This is a genomic window from Streptomyces sp. NPDC104313, from assembly GCF_055583985.1.
The window spans coordinates 82,010-98,908 of the sequence record NZ_JBVJMW010000017.1 but is presented as its reverse complement, the minus strand read 5'-3'; the positions used below and the strand labels follow the sequence as shown (position 1 = coordinate 98,908).

Sequence of the window (16,899 nt, the reverse complement as noted above, 5' to 3'; positions counted from 1 at the left end):
CCGTACTCAGGCCGGTACTCAGACACCCGTACGAATCCGCGCGCCGGTCAGAACGCGGAGACGCCGGTCAGCGCGCGGCCGATGATCAGCTTCTGGATCTGACTGGTGCCCTCGTAGAGCGTCATCACGCGGGCGTCCCGCAGCAGTTTGCCGACCGGATACTCGTCGATGCAGCCGTAGCCGCCGTACTCCTCGGGGACGGTCGGACCGAGGAAGCCGAGGTCCCGAGCTTCTTCACGATCGACTTGTCGATGTTCTCGGCGCGGTCCCACGCGACGGCATGGGGGGCGACCTCCCGGGCGACGAAGTCCTCGGCCGGCTTCCGGACGGCCTCCTGCTCCTCGCTGAGCGCCAGGCCCATCGTGCCCACCCCCTGCCTCTCGCGAGCGCCGCCGGAGCGCACTTTAATGAGCATCGCTAGTTTATGGTTCGGGGGCCCTACTATGAGCCGCATGGCCCGACCGCGCAAGCCCCTCCTCAGCAGAGACCGCATCGTCGGGGCGGCGAGTTCGCTCATGGACTCCGAAGGGCTCGACGCCGTCTCCACGCGCCGCCTGGCGGCTGTCCTGGGGGTCAGCGGGCCCTCGCTCTACAACCACTTCCGCAACAAGGAGGAGATCCTCGACGCCGTCGCCGACGCGGTCTCCGTACAGGTCGATCTGTCGATGTTCGAGGAGTCGGACCCGCGCGACTGGCGCGAGGCCCTGCACGACTGGGCGCTGTCCTACCGGGCCGCCCTCGCCGCGCACCCGCACATCGTCCCGGTCCTCGCCCGGGGCCCCGGGCGCCGCCCGGCGGGGCTGCGGGTCGCCGACGCCGTGTTCGGGGCGATGACCGGCGCGGGCTGGCCGCCCGCCCAGGCCACCCGGATCGGGGCCCTGATGCGCTACTTCATCACCGGTTCCGCGCTGGGCTCCTTCGCCGGGGGCTTCGTCGACGACGAGAGCGCCTACGACCCCGCCGACTACCCGCACCTCGGCCAGGCCCATCTGCTGGCCGACCACCGCCGCCAGGTCGACGAAGGGGCCTTCGAGATCGGGCTGCGGGCCCTGCTGGACGGCCTGGCGATCCAGTACGAGCAGTACGCGCGGCCGGGGGGTGTGGCCGCGACCACGGTTCGGCCCGCACCGAACCGTCCCTGAAGCACCCTGGATCCTTGGGCCGTTCCCGACACGACCTGGCCCCATGAGCCGTTCCCCGCGGCCTCGGCCGCACGACGCTTCGGCCCCGCGCCCCGCCGCGCCGGCCGCCCTCCCGGCCGGCGGGACCCGCGCGTCGTTCTGCCTGGCCCTGCTCGACGGGCGGGCCCGGACGACCGGTGAGCCGGCCCGGTACGCCTCGGTCGCCCCGTCCACCGCCGGCGAGCGCTTGGAGCGGCTGGTCGCGGGCGGGCTGCCGGCCGAGGAGCGGCGGGGCCGTCACCGCCATGTCCGGCAGGCGGACGAGCGGGTCGCGCACCCCTGCGCGGGACACCGGTTTCGCGCTGACCGACGCGGGCCCGGGCGGTACCCCTGCTTCCCGGACGCGGAAGGGCCGTCCCGTGCCACCGCCAGGGCTCCGTCCTCAAACGCCGGACGGGCTGGAAGTGGCACGCTCCGTCCGCGCGCACCGGACGGGCCGGAGCGGCGGGCTCGCGGTCGCCGATTGACGGTCCTCGACAATTCGGTGGGGGCCAAAAGCTTCCGGCTCTACGGTCGTGGCCATGACGACGACCCCGAGGGCCCTCCCCCTCTCCCCGCCGGCCCACCGCCGGCGCGCCACCGCCGCCGCCTGCACCACCGTCGTGCTGTGGGCCTCCGCCTTCGTCTCGATCCGCAGTGCGGGCGAGAGCTACTCCCCCGGCGCGCTGGCACTCGGGCGACTGGCGACCGGCGCGCTGGTGCTGGGGGCGATCCTGCTCGTCCGCCGGGAAGGGCTGCCGGGGCGGGGCGCCTGGCGGGGGATCATCACCTCGGGCGTGCTGTGGTTCGGGCTCTACATGGTGGCGCTCAACTGGGGCGAGCAGGAGGTCGACGCCGGGACGGCGGCGATGCTGGTGAACATCGGGCCGATCCTGATGGCGCTGCTGGGCGCCCGCATGCTCGGCGAGGGGCTGCCGCGCCGCCTGCTGCTGGGGATGGGCATCTCGTTCTCGGGCGCGGTCGTCGTCGGCCTCGCGATGTCCGGGCACGGCGGCTCCTCCGTGCTGGGCGTGGCGCTGTGCCTGCTGGCCGCGGTGGTGTACGCGCTGGGCGTGGTGAGCCAGAAGCCGGCCCTCGCGCACGGCTCCTCGCTCCAGATCAACACCTTCGGCTGCCTGATCGGGGCCGTGGCCTGCCTGCCGTTCACCGGAGTGCTGGTCTCCGAGGCCGCCGACGCGCCGCTGTCCGCCACGCTGAACATGGTCTACCTGGGCGTCTTCCCGACCGCGCTGGCCTTCACCACCTGGGGCTACGCGCTGGCACGGACCACCGCGGGCCGGATGGGCGCGACCACGTACGCGGTTCCGGCGCTCGTCGTGGGCATGGCCTGGGTGCTGCTGGACGAGGTGCCGACGCCGCTCGGCGTCCTGGGCGGCGTGCTGTGCCTGGCCGGAGTGGCGGTCTCCCGGAGCCGTCAGCAGACTGGGCCCACAGGTGAGAGTCCGGCCCGGCCGGTGGAGGGATCCCGTCATGACGAGGAGCGCCAGGCGGAACGGACGTAGCGGGAGCGGAGCGGGACGGGACGGGCCCGACGCCCCCGGGAAGAGCGGGCGCGAGGACCGCGGCGGTCGCGGGGCGGGCACGGACCGGAAGCCCGGCATCTCCGGGGCGAGCGACCGGGCGGCCCATCACGGTGGCCCGTATCCGGACGGGTTCGGCGTCGTCGGCAGCGGGGACGACGGTCCGGGCCTGGTAACGCCGAAGGGCGTTGCCCGCGACGCCTGGCGCGAGGACTACGCCGGGGCCCCCGGAGTCGCCGGTCCCGCCCGGCACGCAACGCTCCGGCACGCACGCCACCGCCCCGCACCGTCCTGCCGGAACGGCATGATCCCTTGCCCTGGCGGCCGGGGACCGGCCAGGACCGGGACGAGCCCCGCGCTCCCGCGCAGCACCCAACCGGGCGGGCCCCTCGGCGCCGGTGGGTCAGCCCGGTTCCCTCAGCGCCGCGGGATGTCGTCGAACCCGCGAGGCCGTACGGGGGCGGCCCCGGTGTCCGGCCGCGCGGGAGCCGGTGCGGACCCCGTACGGCCGTCGCCGCGCAGTCCGAGTCCCGCCGCGCCGATCAGGACCACGCCGAGCAGCACGAACGGGGCGGCCACCCCCACCGCACCCGCGATCAGACCCGCCGCGGCGGGGGCGGCGACCTGGCCGAGCCGGTTGCCGGTCAGCCGGAGGGCGAGCGCGGTGGACCGGGCCCGGTCGGGGGCGGCCCGGACCACGGTGGTCATGGACAGCGGCTGGCCGACACCGAGGCAGAAGCCCAGCAGGGCGAGCATGACGGCGAGGACCGGGACGGACACGGGGAGGGCGACTCCCGCGCAGAGGAGCCCGGCGAGCAGGCAGCTGGTGGTCAGCAGGGCCCTGCGGCCCACCACCCTCAGCAGCGGCGACATGACCAGCCGGCAGGCGATCGTGGCGGCTGCCCGCAGGCTCAGCAGCAGCCCGACGGTGGCCGGCGCGATGGAGCGGTGTTCTCCGACGACCGGCAGGTAGGCGGTGAGGATGTCCGTGGCGGACAGCACCGCCATGCTGATGAAGATGCCCGCGGGGACTCCGCGCGCGCCCAGGATCGCGCGGACCGGGACCTTGTCGCCGGGCCTGCCGCCGGGGCCGGTCGCCCGGCGGTGCTCGATGCGCCGGAGCGAGGCGAGGGCGGCGGCGGCGACCGCCGCCGACACGAGGAGGGCCAGCGCGCTCGTACGGCCCAGGATCTGGCCCTGCCCGGAGATGAGCGCGCCCGCGGCGACCGGGCCGATCAGCTGGCCGAGCGAGGCCCCGATGGTGAAGTGCCCGAAGTTGCGGTCCTGTTCGTCGGGCGCGGACTGCCGGGCCACGATCGACTGCGCGCCGATCACGAAGCACAGGTGGCCGAGGCCCATCACCCCGCTCCAGGCGGCCATCGCGGGCAGCGAGGAGACGATGCCGCTGAGCGCGCAGCCGCCGGAGATCAGGAGCACACCGAGAGGCAGCAGCGGCGCGCAGCGGCCGTGGTCGGCGCGGCGGCCGAGCGGCACGGCGACGAACAGCGGGAGCAGGGCGTAGACCCCGGCGATGACGCCGACGGCCGCCTCGTCCGCACCCAGCGCGAGGGCCCGGTAGGAGACGGCGGGCCGCGCCATCGACACCGCCCCCTGCGCGAAGGCGAAGGCGATGACGAGGCGCAGCAGCCAGCCCCTGCCGGGCCCGGTTCGCGGCGTGCGTGTCATTACATGATGCCGAAGAGGACGCCTGACGCGAGTACCACGAGCGAGGTGAGCACGGCCCACTTGACGGTGAAGCGGGTGTGGTCGCCGAATTCGACCTTCGCCATGCCGACGAGGACGTACACGGCGGGCACGAGCGGCGAGGACATGTGCAGCGCCTGGCCGGCCAGGGAGGCGCGCGCGATCTCCAGCGGCGAGACCCCGTGGGCCGCGCCGGCCTCGGCGAGGACGGGGAGGACGCCGAAGTAGAAGCCGTCGTTGGACATGAAGTACGTGAGCGGCAGGCTGAGCAGGCCGGTGACGATGGCCATGTGCGGGCCCATCGCGTCGGGGACAGCGCCGACGACCCAGTCGGCCATGTTGTCGACCATGCCGGTGCCGGTGAGGACTCCGGTGAAGACGGCGGCGGCGAAGACCATGCCGGAGACGTTGAGGACGTTGTCGGCGTGCGCGGCGATCCGGGCCCGCTGGTCGGGCATGTGGGGGAAGTTGACGGTGAGAGCGAGGGCGGCGCCGAGCAGGAAGAGCACCGGGATCGGCATCAGTTCCATGATCATCGCCGTCAGCAGGGCGACGGTGAGTCCGGCGTTGAACCAGTAGAGCTTCGGGCGGAGCGTGGACCGGTTCGGGTCGAGGCCCTGGAACTCCTCGTCGTCCCCGTCCGCGGGGTCGGCGTCGGTGCCGGTCCCCGTAGCGCCCGCCGGAGCGGAGGCGCCCTTGCGGAGGCGGTCCCCGCCGTCGGCTCCGGCGCCTGCCGCTCCGGTGCTGCCCGCGCCGGTGGACACGGTCTCCGGCTCCGGCTTCCGGGCGAGCGCCTCGTCGAGCGTGAGCATCCCCAGGCGCTTGCGCTCCCGGAGGCCGAGCACGTACGCCAGCACGAACACGGCGAGCAGCCCCATGGCCAGCGCCGGGATCATCGGCACGAAGATCTCGGAGGCGTCCAGCTTGAGGGCGGTGGCGGCACGGGCGGTGGGGCCGCCCCAGGGGAGGGTGTTCATGACGCCGTTGGCGGTGGCCGCGACGCCGGTCATGACGACCAGGCTCATCTTCAGGCGTTTGTAGAGGGGATACATCGCCGAGACGGTGATCATGAAGGTGGTGGAGCCGTCGCCGTCCAGCGAGACGATCGCGGCGAGCAGCGCCGTACCGACGACGATGCGCATCGGGTCGGCCTGGCAGAACTTCAGGATGCCCCGGACGATCGGGTCGAACAGGCCGACGTCGATCATCACGCCGAAGTAGACGATGGCGAACATCAGCATGGCGGCGGTGGGCGCGAGGTTGCCGACGCCTTCGATGACGTAGTCGCCGAGCTGCGCTCCCTGCCCGACGGCGACACAGAACAGTGCGGGGATCAGTACCAGCGCCGCGATCGGCGACATCTTCTTCGTCATGATCAGGACCAGGAAGGTCGCGATCATGGCGAAGCCGAGGATGGTCAGCATGGGGGATACCTAACGTTCATCTTTGAACTCCCACCGGTCTCGGCGGTCCGGATGACGTTAGGGGTGCTGTCCCAGCGTTAACAAGATGTTGACGCATGAGCAATACGAGCAAAACCCCAGGTCAACACGGTGATGCTAAAGAGCGGGGGCCACGGGGACCGCAATGGCGTTCAGCACGGCGGTGCCGGACAGCGGATCCAGGAGCGTGCCGTCGAGCAGTTGGTTCACGTTCGCCCCCGGAGCGGCGGCGGCGACCGTCATACGAGTGCCGGGGCGGCTGTGGCCCCAGCCGTGGGGCAGGCTCACCACCCCGCAGCGCACGGTGTCGGTGATCTCGGTGGGGGCCTCGATCCCCCCGCCCGACGACTCGATCCGGGTGGTGGCCCCGTCCACGAGGCCGAGCCGGGCCGCGTCGTCGGGGTGCATCTGGAGGGTGCAGACGTTGGACCCGCCGGTGAGCGAGCCGACGTTGTGCATCCAGCTGTTGTTGGAGCGCAGCCGGCGGCGGCCGACGAGGACGCGCGAGGCGGACAGACTGCTGGGCGAACAGACAGGCCGGCGAACAGGCGGGCGAGCACGGGGGCGGTGAGCTGACGGGCCGGTGGGCGGACGGGCGGCACGCGGAGCCGAAGGCGCCCCCGGTCAGGGCCCCTCGCTCAGTCGAGCGTCTGGGCGAGGTAGGACCTGACCAGGGTCCGCGTCTCGGCGACGATGGCCACGTCCCCCGACGGCTCCGTGCGGAAGGCCAGTTGGAGGAGGGCGTCGGCGGCCTCGACGCTCACCAGGACCGCCCGGGACAGCGCCGCGTCGGGCCGTCGGCCGAGGTGGCCGGCGAGCAGTACGGCGAGCCGGTCCGCCAGACGCCGGTTGGCGTCGTCCGCCGCTCCCTCGGCCGGGAACGGCGGCCCGAAGTCGACGAGCGCGAACCCGGGGACGCCGCGCTTCATCGCCAGGTACTCGTCGAGCACCGCGTCGATGGCGGCGCGCCAGTCGGCGGCGGGAAGGTCGCCGAACCGGGCGGCGATGCGGTCGACGTAGGTGTCCAGGTTGCGCAGCGCGAGGGCGTCGACGAGCGCACGCTTGTTGGGGAAGAACCGGTAGACGGAGCCGATGGGCACGTCGGCGCGTTCGGCGACGGCCCGGGTGGTGAGCTGCTCGTAGCCGGTCTCGTCGAGGAGTCCGGCGCAGGAGTCGAGTATCCGGGCCAGCCGGTCGGCACTGCGCTGCTGCACGGGGGCGCGGCGGAGGTTCGGGTTGACATGGGGCACGGGCCCCATGATGCCGTGCCCTCCCCGCCCGGCGGACCGCACCCGCCGCCCGGCGGATGTCGGCGACGCCCGGTACGGGGAGCCCTCACCTCCCCGTACCGGCCACGAATGGCGCGGCACAGGCCACGAATGGCGCGATGTATGCCGTTGACGTGCCCCGCCCCTATTCCTACGGTGGTACATAGGATTCGCCGTCCGGCGGATCCGAGGGCTTCTTGGGCACCGGGAGTGCGGGATGAGCGCGATCGACCAGGCGAGGAAGGCGGCCGAGGGGCTGACGTATTCCTCGGGCTTCGGCAACGAGCACAGCTCGGAGGCGGTTCCCGGGGCGCTGCCGCACGGCCGCAACTCCCCCCAGCGCGCCCCGCTCGGGCTGTACGCGGAGCAGCTGAGCGGTTCCGCCTTCACCGAGCCGCGCGTGGACAACCGCCGTTCCTGGCTCTACCGGATCCGCCCCTCGGCCGCCCACCCGGCGTTCACCCGGATCGACAACGGGGGGCTGCGCTCGGCGCCCTTCACCGAGACCGTGCCGGACCCGAACCGGCTGCGCTGGAACCCGCTGCCCGACCCCGCGCCCGGCACGGACTTCCTGAGCGGCCTGTGGACACTCGGCGGCAACGGCGACGCCGCGCAGCGCGCGGGTATGGCGATCCACCTGTACAACGCCAACTCCTCGATGCCGGATGGGGCCTCTCCTGGTCAAGCGGCACCGGGATCTCGGGGAAGGGTGTTCAGCGACTCCGACGGCGAACTGCTGATCGTCCCCGAGCGCGGCGGACTGCTGCTGCGCACCGAACTGGGCCTGCTGCGGGCCGAGCCGGGCCAGGTCGCTTTGATCCCGCGCGGGATCCGCTTCCGGGTGGAGCTGCTGGAGGAGACCGCGCGCGGATACGTCTGCGAGAACTACGGCCGCCCGTTCGCCCTGCCCGACCTCGGCCCGATCGGTGCCAACGGCCTGGCGAACGCCCGGGACTTCCTCGCGCCCGTCGCCGCCTACGAGGACCACGAGGGCCCGGTGGAGGTGGTCAACAAGTTCTGCGGGAACCTCTGGTCGGCGACGTACGACCACTCGCCGCTCGACGTGGTGGCCTGGCACGGCAACCACACCCCGTACGTCTACGACCTTCGCCGGTTCAACGTGATCGGCACGATCAGCTACGACCACCCCGACCCGTCGATCTTCACCGTGCTGACCTCGCCGTCCGACACCCCGGGGCTGGCCGGGGTGGACTTCGTCGTCTTCGCCCCGCGCTGGCTGGTCGGTGAGGACACCTTCCGCCCGCCGTACTTCCACCGCAATGTGATGAGCGAGTACATGGGCCTGATCGAGGGGGCGTACGACGCCAAGGCGGACGGCTTCGTCCCGGGCGGCGGCTCCCTGCACAACATGATGTCGGCCCACGGCCCGGACCGGGAGACCTTCGACCGGGCGAGCGCGGCGGAGCTGAAGCCGCAGAAGATCGACGACGGTCTGGCCTTCATGTTCGAGACCCGCTGGCCGGTCACGGCGACCGCGCAGGCAGCCGGCGCCGAACACCTGCAGCGCGGCTACGACGACGTGTGGCAGGGTCTGAGCCGCAACTTCCGGCCGTAGACGCCCGGAAGCCGGAGAGGACGGGACGGGGACGGGGACGATGTGACAGAGAGCCAGGAGAGAGCCGGGGCGGACGCCCGGAGGACCGACGGGGACGCCGCGGCCGGGGTCGGCGCGGACGCCCGGGCGGCCCCGGTGCCGCCACCGCCCGCCTTCGCCCCCGACTCCCTCGTCCTGAACCGGAAGCTGCCTCTCTGGTACCAGGTCTCCCAGTCCCTGCGGGCCTCCATACTGGGCCGCCCGCAGGACGCCTCCTCCCGGCTGCCCACCGAGGAGCAGCTCGCCGCGCACTACGGGGTCAGCGTGCTCACGATGCGCCAGGCGCTCAAGGAGCTGGAGACGGAGGGGCTGATCAGCCGGCACCGGCGGCGCGGCACGTTCATCGAGCCGCGCGCCCGGCGGGTCTCCCCGGTCCGGCTGCTGGGCTCGGTCGACGCGATCGTGGCCCAGCAGTCCGGGGAAGCGACGACGATTCTCGGCCACGGCCCGACGGCGGTGCCCGGTGATCTCGCCGAGTTCTTCCCGGGCTGCGCCGAAGTAACCTGCTACCGACGGCTGCGCCGCGACGGCGAGAGCGGCGAGCCCACCAACTGGGCGGAGAACGCGGTCCGTCCCGACATCGCCGCCCGGATCGATGTGGCCGACCTCGAGCGCTGGCCGATGACCAAGGTCCTGCGCGACGTCATCGGGGTGAGGATCTCCCGGATCACCGACACGGTGGAGGCGCGGCTCGCCGACCCCGTCACCGCCGAGCTGCTCCAGGTCCCGCTGCTCAGCCCGATCCTGCACTACACGGGCGTGACGTACGACGAGGAGGGGCGCGTGGTGGACGTGGCCAGGATCCGCTACCGGGGCGACCGGTTCTCCTTCTCCGTGACGGTGGAGGCCCACTGACCCCGCCCCACGGGGACACCGCCCGCCGTTACGATGCGAAAGGGCCACGGCGGACAGGGGAGGACAGGCAGGTGACAGCGCACGGGACAGCGCCGGCCCGCGGCGACGGGAACGCCCGGCCCTCACCTCCGCGGACGCCCCGACCGCCGGACGGGCTCCTGCCGCCGGACGGGCTCCTGCCGCCGGACGGTCTTCTGCCGCTGGACGAACTGATGCCGTGGTCGGTACGGCCGCTGCGGACCGGCCGCGCCTGGGTGAGCGGCCCCGACCCCGTGGCGCTCCGGACCCGCTGGGAACGGCTGGCCGCCGCCGGACCCGCCGAGCAGGAACGGCTGTTCGCGCCCACCCGTTCCCGTACGCCGCAGACCTCGGTCGCCGCCCTGCCCGGCCGGTCCGCCGGAACGGGGCGCTTCGCCCGGACCCCGGGCCCCTGCCCCGACCCCGTACGGATCCTCCACGGCCCCTACGACGAACAGTGGCTGCTCCCCGACCACCGGCTGATCGACGCGGCCCGTCCGGAGCTTTGGCGGGTCGCCGACGGGCGGCAGCTCTTCGCGGTCGAGCACAGCTGTGCCCCCGAGGATTCCGGGCCCGCCCTGTCCGTGACCGCGCTGCTGCCCGACGGGCACTCCCCCGCCGGGCGGCCCGGCCGGATCAGGCCGCTCTACCGCAGGCCCGGCGGCACGGAACCCAACCTGGCTGCGGGGCTCACGGAGCTGCTGCGCGAGCGGCTCGGCGGCGCGGCGGAGCCGGACGCGTTCACCCCGGAAGCGGTGCTGGCCTGGGTCCTGGCCGCCGCCCGGCCCTCCGCCACCGGCCTCCGGGTCCCGTTGCCCGCCGACGCGGGGGTGTGGTCGTCGGGGGTGGCGCTCGGCCGGGAGCTGACGCGGCTCCAGTTGCGCGGGACCCGGGGCGGGGAGCGGCCCCGGCTGCCGGGCGGGCACAGGCCCTATGTGCGGGCGCCCCTCCCGGCCCGGCCCACCGAACTGGTCCATGAGGCCGGGGACCAGGCGCTGGTCGTCGGCGATGGCCGGATCTCGCCGGTGCCCGCGGCGGCCTGGGAGTTCACGGTGGGCGGGGTGCGGGTGCTGGAGCTCTGGTTCGGGCGCCGGGCCTCGGCGGCGACGGGCCGGGGTCCCGACGGGGCGCCCCCGGACGGTCTGGACGCGGTCGGTGCGCGTGGCTGGCCCCGGGAGTGGACCTCGGAGCTGCTCGAACTCATCACCGTACTGGCCCTGCTGGACGGCACGGAGGGGCGCCGGAAGGAGCTGTGGGCGGCGCTGGAGTCGGGGCCGCTGATCGGGCCCGCCGAGCTGCGGACGGCCGGGGTGCTGCCGGTGCCGTCCTCGGCACGGCGTCCCGCATCGGTGCTCGGGCACCAGGAGGAGGGCCCGGAGGGGCAGTTCGCCCTGCTGTAGCGGCGGGCCGGGGAGTCCGCGGGGCGGCCGGGGGTGGCAGAAGCGCCGGTGGGGAGGTAAGCACGGGTCATGAACACTTTGCCACTCCCCCTCGACGGCATCACCGTGGTGGCCGTCGAGCAGGCGGTCGCCGCCCCCTTCGCCACCCGGCAGCTCGCCGACCTCGGAGCCAGGGTCATCAAGGTGGAGCGCCCGGACGGCGGCGACTTCGCGCGCGGCTACGACACGGCGGCGCGCGGGCTCGCCTCGCACTTCGTCTGGTGCAACCGCGGCAAGGAGTCCCTCGCCGTCGACCTGAAGGATCCGCGCGGGCTAGCGGTGGTCCGTGAACTCATCGCCGGGGCCGATGTGTTCGTCCAGAACCTGGCCCAGGGGGCGGCGGCCAGGCTCGGCCTCGACGCCGCCTCGCTCTGCGCGGCGCACCCGCGACTGGTGGCGGTCGACATCTCCGGTTACGGCGCGGACGGACCGTACGCGCACAAGCGGGCCTACGACATGCTCGTGCAGTGCGAGGCCGGTCTGGTCTCGGTGACGGGGACGGCGGACCGGCCGGTGAAGGCGGGCATTCCGGCGGCGGACATCGCGGCGGCGATGTACGCGTTCTCGGGGGTACTCGCGGCGCTGCTGCGGCGGGCGAGCACCGGGCGGGGCGGCCCGGTGGAGATCTCCATGCTGGACGCGCTGGCCGAGTGGATGGGCCATCCGCTGCACCAGGGGACGCACGGCTCCGCTTCCCCGGCGCGCACGGGCCTCGCGCATGCGGTGATCGCCCCGTACGACGCGTATCCGACGGCCGACGGGGAGCAGGTGCTGCTCTCCGTGCAGAACGACCGGGAGTGGCGACGGCTGACGGAACAGGTGCTCGGGCGGCCCGAGTTGGCCGACGACCCGGACTTCGCGACGAACGCGGCACGTACCGCGAACCGGGAACGGACCGATGCGGCGGTGGGCCGGGCGCTGGCGGGCCTGACGGGGCGGGAGGCGTTGGCCGGGCTGGAGGCGGCGGGCATCGCCTGTGCCCGGCTGAACACGGTGGCCGATGTGGCGGCGCATCCGCAGCTCGCGGCGCGGGACCGGTGGCGGGAGGTGGGGTCACCGGTGGGGCCGTTGCGGGCGCTGCTGCCGCCGATCACGCTGCCGGGGAGCGAGGAGCCACGGATGGGCGCCGTACCGGCGCTGGGTGAGCACACCGATGCGCTGCTGCGAGCCCTGGGGATGACGGACGAGCAGACATCGGCGCTGCGCCGGGACGGGGTGATCGTCTGAACCGTCCCGAGCGGCGGGCCGGCCCGGACGGGCGATGCCGTGGGTCAGCGGCGGCTGCCGAAGAGCGAGCGCCGCAGTCGCCGCAGCGGCGCGAAGAGCGACACGCGTGCGCTCCTGCTCCTGCGGGTGTGCGCGGCATCACGCGAGGTCAGCTCACGCATGAGCAGCGTCGCTTCCGCCGACTCGCGCTGCGGGACGACGGGGCCGCCGAGCACCGCGAGATGGCGGTCGAGGCGCGTACTGGTCGCACCGCTCCCACATGTGATGGCAGGCACACGCGGCCTGCTTCGCACCGTTATCTGTTCCATGTCACTCCCCACCCGTACGAGGGCACCCGGTCCGGGCAGGTTAACCCTATCGTCCCGCGGTGACACCCGTGAATCCCGGCCACAGGATGACGCACACGTATACGGAGGTTGACGCCTCGCTACCGAATCCGAGCGATTCCAGGGCGACTTCGGACAGTTCGCGCGGTTCGCGCGGTTCGGAGGGTCCGCCCCGGCCGTCCCCCGCGCATAGCGCGTGGGGGACGGTCCAGGGGGGGGTGGAACGCTCCGTTCGAAAGCGCCGGTCCGCCGTCAGAGAGCGGAGTCGAGGACGGGAAGATAGCCGCCCGACTGTCCGGCGGCGGTGGGGTGGTAGGACTCACCGATGTTGAGCCAGTTCACGCTGTGCAGCCAGGCGTTGCCCGAGCAGATCTCGTGCCCGGCGAAGGTCTTCCTGACGTCGCCGAAGGTGAAGCCGTGGTCCGCCGCCCGCTTGGCGGTGGCCGTGTTGAGGTGGTCGGACGCCCCGTTGATGGCGGAGCGCTCCTTCTCGCTCAGGCCGGCGACGCAGCCGCCGCCGAGCTGGTAGAAGCGGGGGTAGCCGAGGACGACGACCCGCGCGGAGGGGGCCTTGGTGCGGATGGCCGTGTACACGGAGTCGAGCCGGCCGGGCAGGGTGGAGTCGACGAAGGAGCGGGCGGTGGCGATCCGGCTGAGACAGGTGGCCTCGGACTGCAGGACACAGGTCGTCATGACGTCGGCGAAGCCGGCGTCGTTGCCGCCGACGGAGATGGAGACGAGGTCGGTCGAGGCGTTCAGCTTTCCGAGTTGACCGCCCGTGACGTCTGCGGTCCGGGCGCCCGAACAGGCGGCGAAGTCGAACGAGGAGGGGGAGTTGGCGGCCGCCCAGAGGGCGGGGTGGGCACGGCTGCTGCGCTTGCAGCTGGAACCGTCGTAGCTGCCGGCTCCGACACCCGAGGAGTACGAGTCACCGAGGGCGGCGTAGTCGACGGCCGCGGCGGACGAGTCGGCGTTCGCGACCCCGGCACCGGTGAGGGCGAGGGCGGCGCCGAGCAGGAGAGAGGACGAGAACGCCACGAGTCCGGACATTTTCATGGGACCTCCTTGAGCAGGGATAGCTGCCTACTCCGTAGTAGCAGCACCCACACCGAACCGGAAGTGTTCATGTCAAAAATAGGGGCGTTGTGCTTCCGCCCGCCCCCGGTCGTTCAACGGGCGCCCCTTGACGCCCCGCTGTCGCCCCGTCGGTCGCCGGGCGCGCCACCGGCCCGGCACGCGAGCCTGCGAAACCCGGGTGCACGGGGGCACCCCGTGCCGGATCATGGGCGCCATGTCCGACTCCCCCGAATCCGCTCTGCCGATCCGACTCACCATCGACGACAGCGATTCACCGTCCGACGTCGTCGACGCGCTCTTCCTCGGTCGCTTCGCGACGGGCGAGCAGCCGTACTCGCACAGTTCCTCCCTCGACCGGGTCAAGTCCGGGGCGACACTGCTGCCGCCGGACGCCACGGTGCTGCGGACCGCCCGCGACGACGACCGCAGCGCGACGCTCGCGGAGGGCGAGGGCTGGACCCTGCTGGCATCCCGGTGGAACCGGGGCGCGGACGTCACCGTCACCGCGACCAGCGAGGAGCTGGCGGAGAAGATCCTCGGCCAGGCCACGGACGGCGCGCAGGACGAGCCGGAGCCCCAGCCCGACAACGTGACCATGGGCTTCTGGTACGTCTCCCCGCGCCGCGGCCCGTACCGCACCACCCGCCGGATCACCGCCGGAAGCTGGGACGAGGTCCGACCCAACTACACCGCGCCGGTGGCCGACGCGATGGGCCGGCTGATGAAGGTGACGCCGGACGACATCGCGGGCCGGCTGCTCCTGCTGCACGGCCCTCCCGGCACCGGCAAGACGTCCGCGCTGCGCACCCTGGCCCGTTCCTGGCGCGACTGGTGCCAGGTCGACTGCGTGCTGGACCCCGAGCGGCTCTTCAACGACGTCGGCTATCTGATGGACATCGCGATCGGCGAGGACGACGGCACGGCGAAGGGGCGGTGGCGGCTGCTGCTCCTGGAGGACTGCGACGAGCTGATCCGCGGCGAGGCCAAGCACACCGCGGGCCAGGCCCTGTCCCGGCTGCTGAACCTGACGGACGGTCTGCTGGGGCAGGGCCGCAACGTGCTGGTGGGGGTCACCACCAATGAGGACCTGGAGCGGCTGCACCCGGCGGTCGTACGCCCCGGCCGCTGTCTGGCCAGGATCGAGGTCGGCCCGCTGACCCGTCAGGAGTCGGCGGCCTGGCTGGGCACGGACGAAGAGGTGAGCCGGGAGGGCAACTCCCTCGCCGAGCTGTACGCGCTGCGCCGCGGCATCGGCCCCGCGTCGGTGCCGAAGCAGGACGCGGGGTCGGACGCGGGGCTGTACCTCTGACCGGGGTGTTACGTGCGAGAGGTCAGTCCCCGTACGCGGCGCGCACCGCGTCCTTGGCCAGCGACAGGGCCTGCTGCCGGGTGAGGCCGAGCCGCTCGGCGGTCTCGGCGTACAACCGCGCGGCGGTCGCGGCCCGCTGTTCTGCCGCTCCCCCGGCCGCCGCGACGAAGGTCCCGTTGCGTCCCCGGGTCTCGATCACCCCGTCCGCCTCCAGGGCCCGGTAGGCCTTGGCGACGGTGTTGGCGGCCAGGCCCAGCTCCTCGGCGAAGCCGCGTACCGTCGGGAGCCGGTGGCCGACGGGCAGCGCGCCGGAACGGGCCAGCTCGGAGAGCCGGGTGCGCAGTTGCTCGTACGGCGCGATGCCGGAGTCCGGGTCGAGGACGATCTTGTCAGTCACGGGCCGATTCTCCCCCACCGGCGGTAAAAGGGGAGGCGATCGGGGTGCGGCTGCGCATACGGTCCACCGCATGACTGTGATCGTGCGCGATTTCCGGCCGTCCGACGCCCAAGCGTGGACCGAGGCCCGCCGGGCCTCGGTCCCCTGGATGGTCGCCACCCCCGAACAGGTCGTCCACGACCTGGCCCACGCCCATCCGGACCGGCACTACCGGCTGCTGGTCGCCGAGGAGGACGGCGAGATCATCGCCACGGCGCAGGCGGGCATCGCCCATGACAGCCCGGAGCCCGGGCAGGGATTCTTCACGCCGCAGACGCTTCCCGGCCGCACGCATCGCGGTGCGGGCTCGCTGCTGCTGCGCACGGCGGAAGAGCACCTGGCCGAGGCCGGGGCCACGGTCCTGTGGGCGTGGGCCCTGGACAACCCGGAAAGCCTGGAGTTCGCCCGCAAACGGGGCTACCGGCCCAGGCGCTCCGCGCACTTCCAGCGCCTCGACCTCGCGGGCGGGGCCCTGCCGCCGCGTCGGGAGCTCCCGGCCGGCGTCGAGCTGCGGCCCGGGTCCGACTTCGCCGACGATCCCCGGCCGCTGTTCGAGGCGGACGCCGAGGTGACGGCGGACGAGCCGGGCGACATCGACGCGCAGATGGACGACTACGAGAACTGGCTGACGAGCGTCTGGCTCCACCCGACCTTCGACCAGGCACTCACCTCGGTGGTGCTGGTCGACGGCAAGGTGGCGGCGTTCAGCGCGGCCACCACCGACGGCCTGCGGACCTATCTGAGCGCCATGACCGGCACTCTGCGGGAGTTCCGGGGGCGGGGCCTGGCGAAGCTCGCGAAGAACGACTCGCTGCACCGGGCGCGGGCCGCCGGATACACGGACGCCTACACCTCCAACGACACCGGCAACGGCCCGATGCTGGCCGTCAACCAGTGGTTCGGCTACACGGTCAGCGTGACGGAGGTCCGCCATGTCCGTACCCTCTCCTGAGCCCCGCGCGGGCCGTACGAAGGGCCTCGTCGTCGCCCTGTCCAAGGCGGGCCGCACCAAGATCAGGTATCCGGCGGAGCTGCTCCGGGACGACGGTGTCCGCGTCACCGTCCGGGCGCCGTGGGCCGCGCCCGGGATGCGGGACTTCGGCTTCGTCCGGTTCGAGCCGGGCGACGTCCTCACCGAGCACTACTGGCGAAACCGGTGGTTCGCGGTGAAGGAGGTCCGCACCGGCGACGGCGGGCTCAAGGGCTGGTACTGCGACATCACCCGGCCCGCGGTGCTCGCGGACGGGGTACTGGCGGTCGAGGACCTGGACCTTGATCTGTGGGTCTCGGCCGACGGTTCGACGGTCCTGCGGCTGGACGAGGACGAGTTCGAGGAGAGCGGTCTGGCCGGGCGCGATCCGGCGGCTGCCGGGGCGGCGGTCAGCGCCCTGGACGAGCTGGAACGCCTGGCCCGCGCGGACGGGCTGACCGCCCTGCTCGGCTGAACGCCCCGTCGGGCACGGGGGCCCGTACCAACCTCCG

The 16,899-nt window shown here is 73.2% G+C and carries 15 protein-coding genes and 3 pseudogenes; 9 read left to right on the top strand and 9 right to left on the bottom strand.

All coding sequences use genetic code 11. The annotated features are described in order from the left end of the window. Positions 1 to 47: 47 nt before the first annotated feature. Both ACZ60Q_RS30715 and ACZ60Q_RS30710 read right to left on the bottom strand, forming a co-directional pair. Positions 48 to 188 (bottom strand): annotated as a pseudogene (locus tag ACZ60Q_RS30715) (acyl-CoA dehydrogenase family protein); the annotation flags it as partial. Continuing rightward, positions 174 to 361: pseudogene (locus ACZ60Q_RS30710) on the bottom strand (acyl-CoA dehydrogenase family protein); the annotation flags it as partial. The pseudogenes ACZ60Q_RS30715 and ACZ60Q_RS30710, both read right to left, overlap by 15 nt. Positions 362 to 452: 91 nt before the next feature. Here ACZ60Q_RS30710 and ACZ60Q_RS30705 point away from each other — a divergent pair. Beyond that, a complete protein-coding gene (locus ACZ60Q_RS30705; RefSeq protein WP_469640829.1) occupies positions 453 to 1,142 on the top strand; it encodes a TetR/AcrR family transcriptional regulator in 690 nt (229 codons plus the stop codon). A gap of 560 nt (positions 1,143 to 1,702) precedes the next feature. Next, positions 1,703 to 2,683 (top strand): DMT family transporter, encoded by a 981-nt coding sequence (locus ACZ60Q_RS30700; RefSeq protein WP_469640828.1) that lies wholly within the window; start codon positions 1,703 to 1,705, stop codon positions 2,681 to 2,683. Between the two features lie 435 nt (positions 2,684 to 3,118). Here the strand turns inward: ACZ60Q_RS30700 and ACZ60Q_RS30695 are convergent, their stop codons facing one another. The 4 genes and pseudogenes from ACZ60Q_RS30695 to ACZ60Q_RS30680 all read right to left on the bottom strand — a co-directional run bounded on the left by ACZ60Q_RS30695 (position 3,119) and on the right by ACZ60Q_RS30680 (position 7,106). Then, positions 3,119 to 4,387, bottom strand: a complete 1,269-nt coding sequence (locus tag ACZ60Q_RS30695; protein WP_469640827.1) for an MFS transporter — start codon at positions 4,385 to 4,387, stop codon at positions 3,119 to 3,121. Beyond that, positions 4,387 to 5,829 carry a CitMHS family transporter gene (locus ACZ60Q_RS30690; protein WP_469640826.1) on the bottom strand — a complete coding sequence of 481 codons (1,443 nt, stop codon included), beginning with the start codon at positions 5,827 to 5,829 and terminating at the stop codon, positions 4,387 to 4,389. Before ACZ60Q_RS30690 ends, ACZ60Q_RS30695 begins: the two co-directional genes overlap by 1 nt. A gap of 135 nt (positions 5,830 to 5,964) precedes the next feature. Further along, a pseudogene (locus tag ACZ60Q_RS30685) lies at positions 5,965 to 6,357 on the bottom strand (molybdopterin dinucleotide binding domain-containing protein); the annotation flags it as partial. A gap of 128 nt (positions 6,358 to 6,485) precedes the next feature. After that, positions 6,486 to 7,106 (bottom strand): TetR/AcrR family transcriptional regulator, encoded by a 621-nt coding sequence (locus tag ACZ60Q_RS30680; protein ID WP_469640825.1) that lies wholly within the window; start codon positions 7,104 to 7,106, stop codon positions 6,486 to 6,488. Between the two features lie 226 nt (positions 7,107 to 7,332). On the opposite strand from ACZ60Q_RS30680, the gene hmgA reads away from it, so the two are divergent. From hmgA to ACZ60Q_RS30660, 4 genes are all read left to right on the top strand, one after another. Continuing rightward, positions 7,333 to 8,691 carry a homogentisate 1,2-dioxygenase gene (gene hmgA / locus ACZ60Q_RS30675; protein ID WP_469640824.1) on the top strand — a complete coding sequence of 453 codons (1,359 nt, stop codon included), beginning with the start codon at positions 7,333 to 7,335 and terminating at the stop codon, positions 8,689 to 8,691. 42 nt (positions 8,692 to 8,733) lie between these two features. Next, positions 8,734 to 9,585, top strand: coding sequence for a GntR family transcriptional regulator (locus ACZ60Q_RS30670; protein WP_469640823.1), 852 nt, complete (start codon positions 8,734 to 8,736; stop codon positions 9,583 to 9,585). Between the two features lie 71 nt (positions 9,586 to 9,656). After that, the gene (locus ACZ60Q_RS30665) at positions 9,657 to 11,003 is read left to right on the top strand and encodes a type ISP restriction/modification enzyme (protein ID WP_469640822.1); all 1,347 of its coding nucleotides are present in this window, start codon (positions 9,657 to 9,659) and stop codon (positions 11,001 to 11,003) included. 69 nt (positions 11,004 to 11,072) lie between these two features. Then, the gene (locus ACZ60Q_RS30660; protein ID WP_469640821.1) at positions 11,073 to 12,269 is read left to right on the top strand and encodes a CaiB/BaiF CoA transferase family protein; all 1,197 of its coding nucleotides are present in this window, start codon (positions 11,073 to 11,075) and stop codon (positions 12,267 to 12,269) included. A 44-nt stretch (positions 12,270 to 12,313) separates the two neighbouring features. Here ACZ60Q_RS30660 and ACZ60Q_RS30655 read toward each other — a convergent pair whose 3' ends face one another. Further along, on the bottom strand, positions 12,314 to 12,577 hold the full coding sequence (locus ACZ60Q_RS30655) for a hypothetical protein (protein WP_003970092.1): 264 nt from the start codon (positions 12,575 to 12,577) through the stop codon (positions 12,314 to 12,316). A 270-nt stretch (positions 12,578 to 12,847) separates the two neighbouring features. Next, entirely contained in the window at positions 12,848 to 13,651 is an 804-nt protein-coding gene (locus ACZ60Q_RS30650; RefSeq protein ID WP_469640820.1) for an SGNH/GDSL hydrolase family protein, read from the bottom strand. A gap of 235 nt (positions 13,652 to 13,886) precedes the next feature. Between ACZ60Q_RS30650 and ACZ60Q_RS30645 the strand changes: the two genes are divergently transcribed. Further along, the gene (locus tag ACZ60Q_RS30645) at positions 13,887 to 14,981 is read left to right on the top strand and encodes a DUF5925 domain-containing protein (protein WP_469640819.1); all 1,095 of its coding nucleotides are present in this window, start codon (positions 13,887 to 13,889) and stop codon (positions 14,979 to 14,981) included. 22 nt (positions 14,982 to 15,003) lie between these two features. Here ACZ60Q_RS30645 and ACZ60Q_RS30640 read toward each other — a convergent pair whose 3' ends face one another. After that, a complete protein-coding gene (locus tag ACZ60Q_RS30640) occupies positions 15,004 to 15,378 on the bottom strand; it encodes a GntR family transcriptional regulator (RefSeq protein ID WP_469640818.1) in 375 nt (124 codons plus the stop codon). Between the two features lie 70 nt (positions 15,379 to 15,448). On the opposite strand from ACZ60Q_RS30640, the gene ACZ60Q_RS30635 reads away from it, so the two are divergent. Further along, entirely contained in the window at positions 15,449 to 16,369 is a 921-nt protein-coding gene (locus ACZ60Q_RS30635; protein ID WP_469640817.1) for a GNAT family N-acetyltransferase, read from the top strand. Then, positions 16,350 to 16,862 carry a ribonuclease FAU-1 family protein gene (locus ACZ60Q_RS30630; RefSeq protein ID WP_469640816.1) on the top strand — a complete coding sequence of 171 codons (513 nt, stop codon included), beginning with the start codon at positions 16,350 to 16,352 and terminating at the stop codon, positions 16,860 to 16,862. The genes ACZ60Q_RS30635 and ACZ60Q_RS30630 overlap by 20 nt, the downstream gene beginning before the upstream one ends. The last annotated feature ends 37 nt before the right edge of the window (positions 16,863 to 16,899 follow it).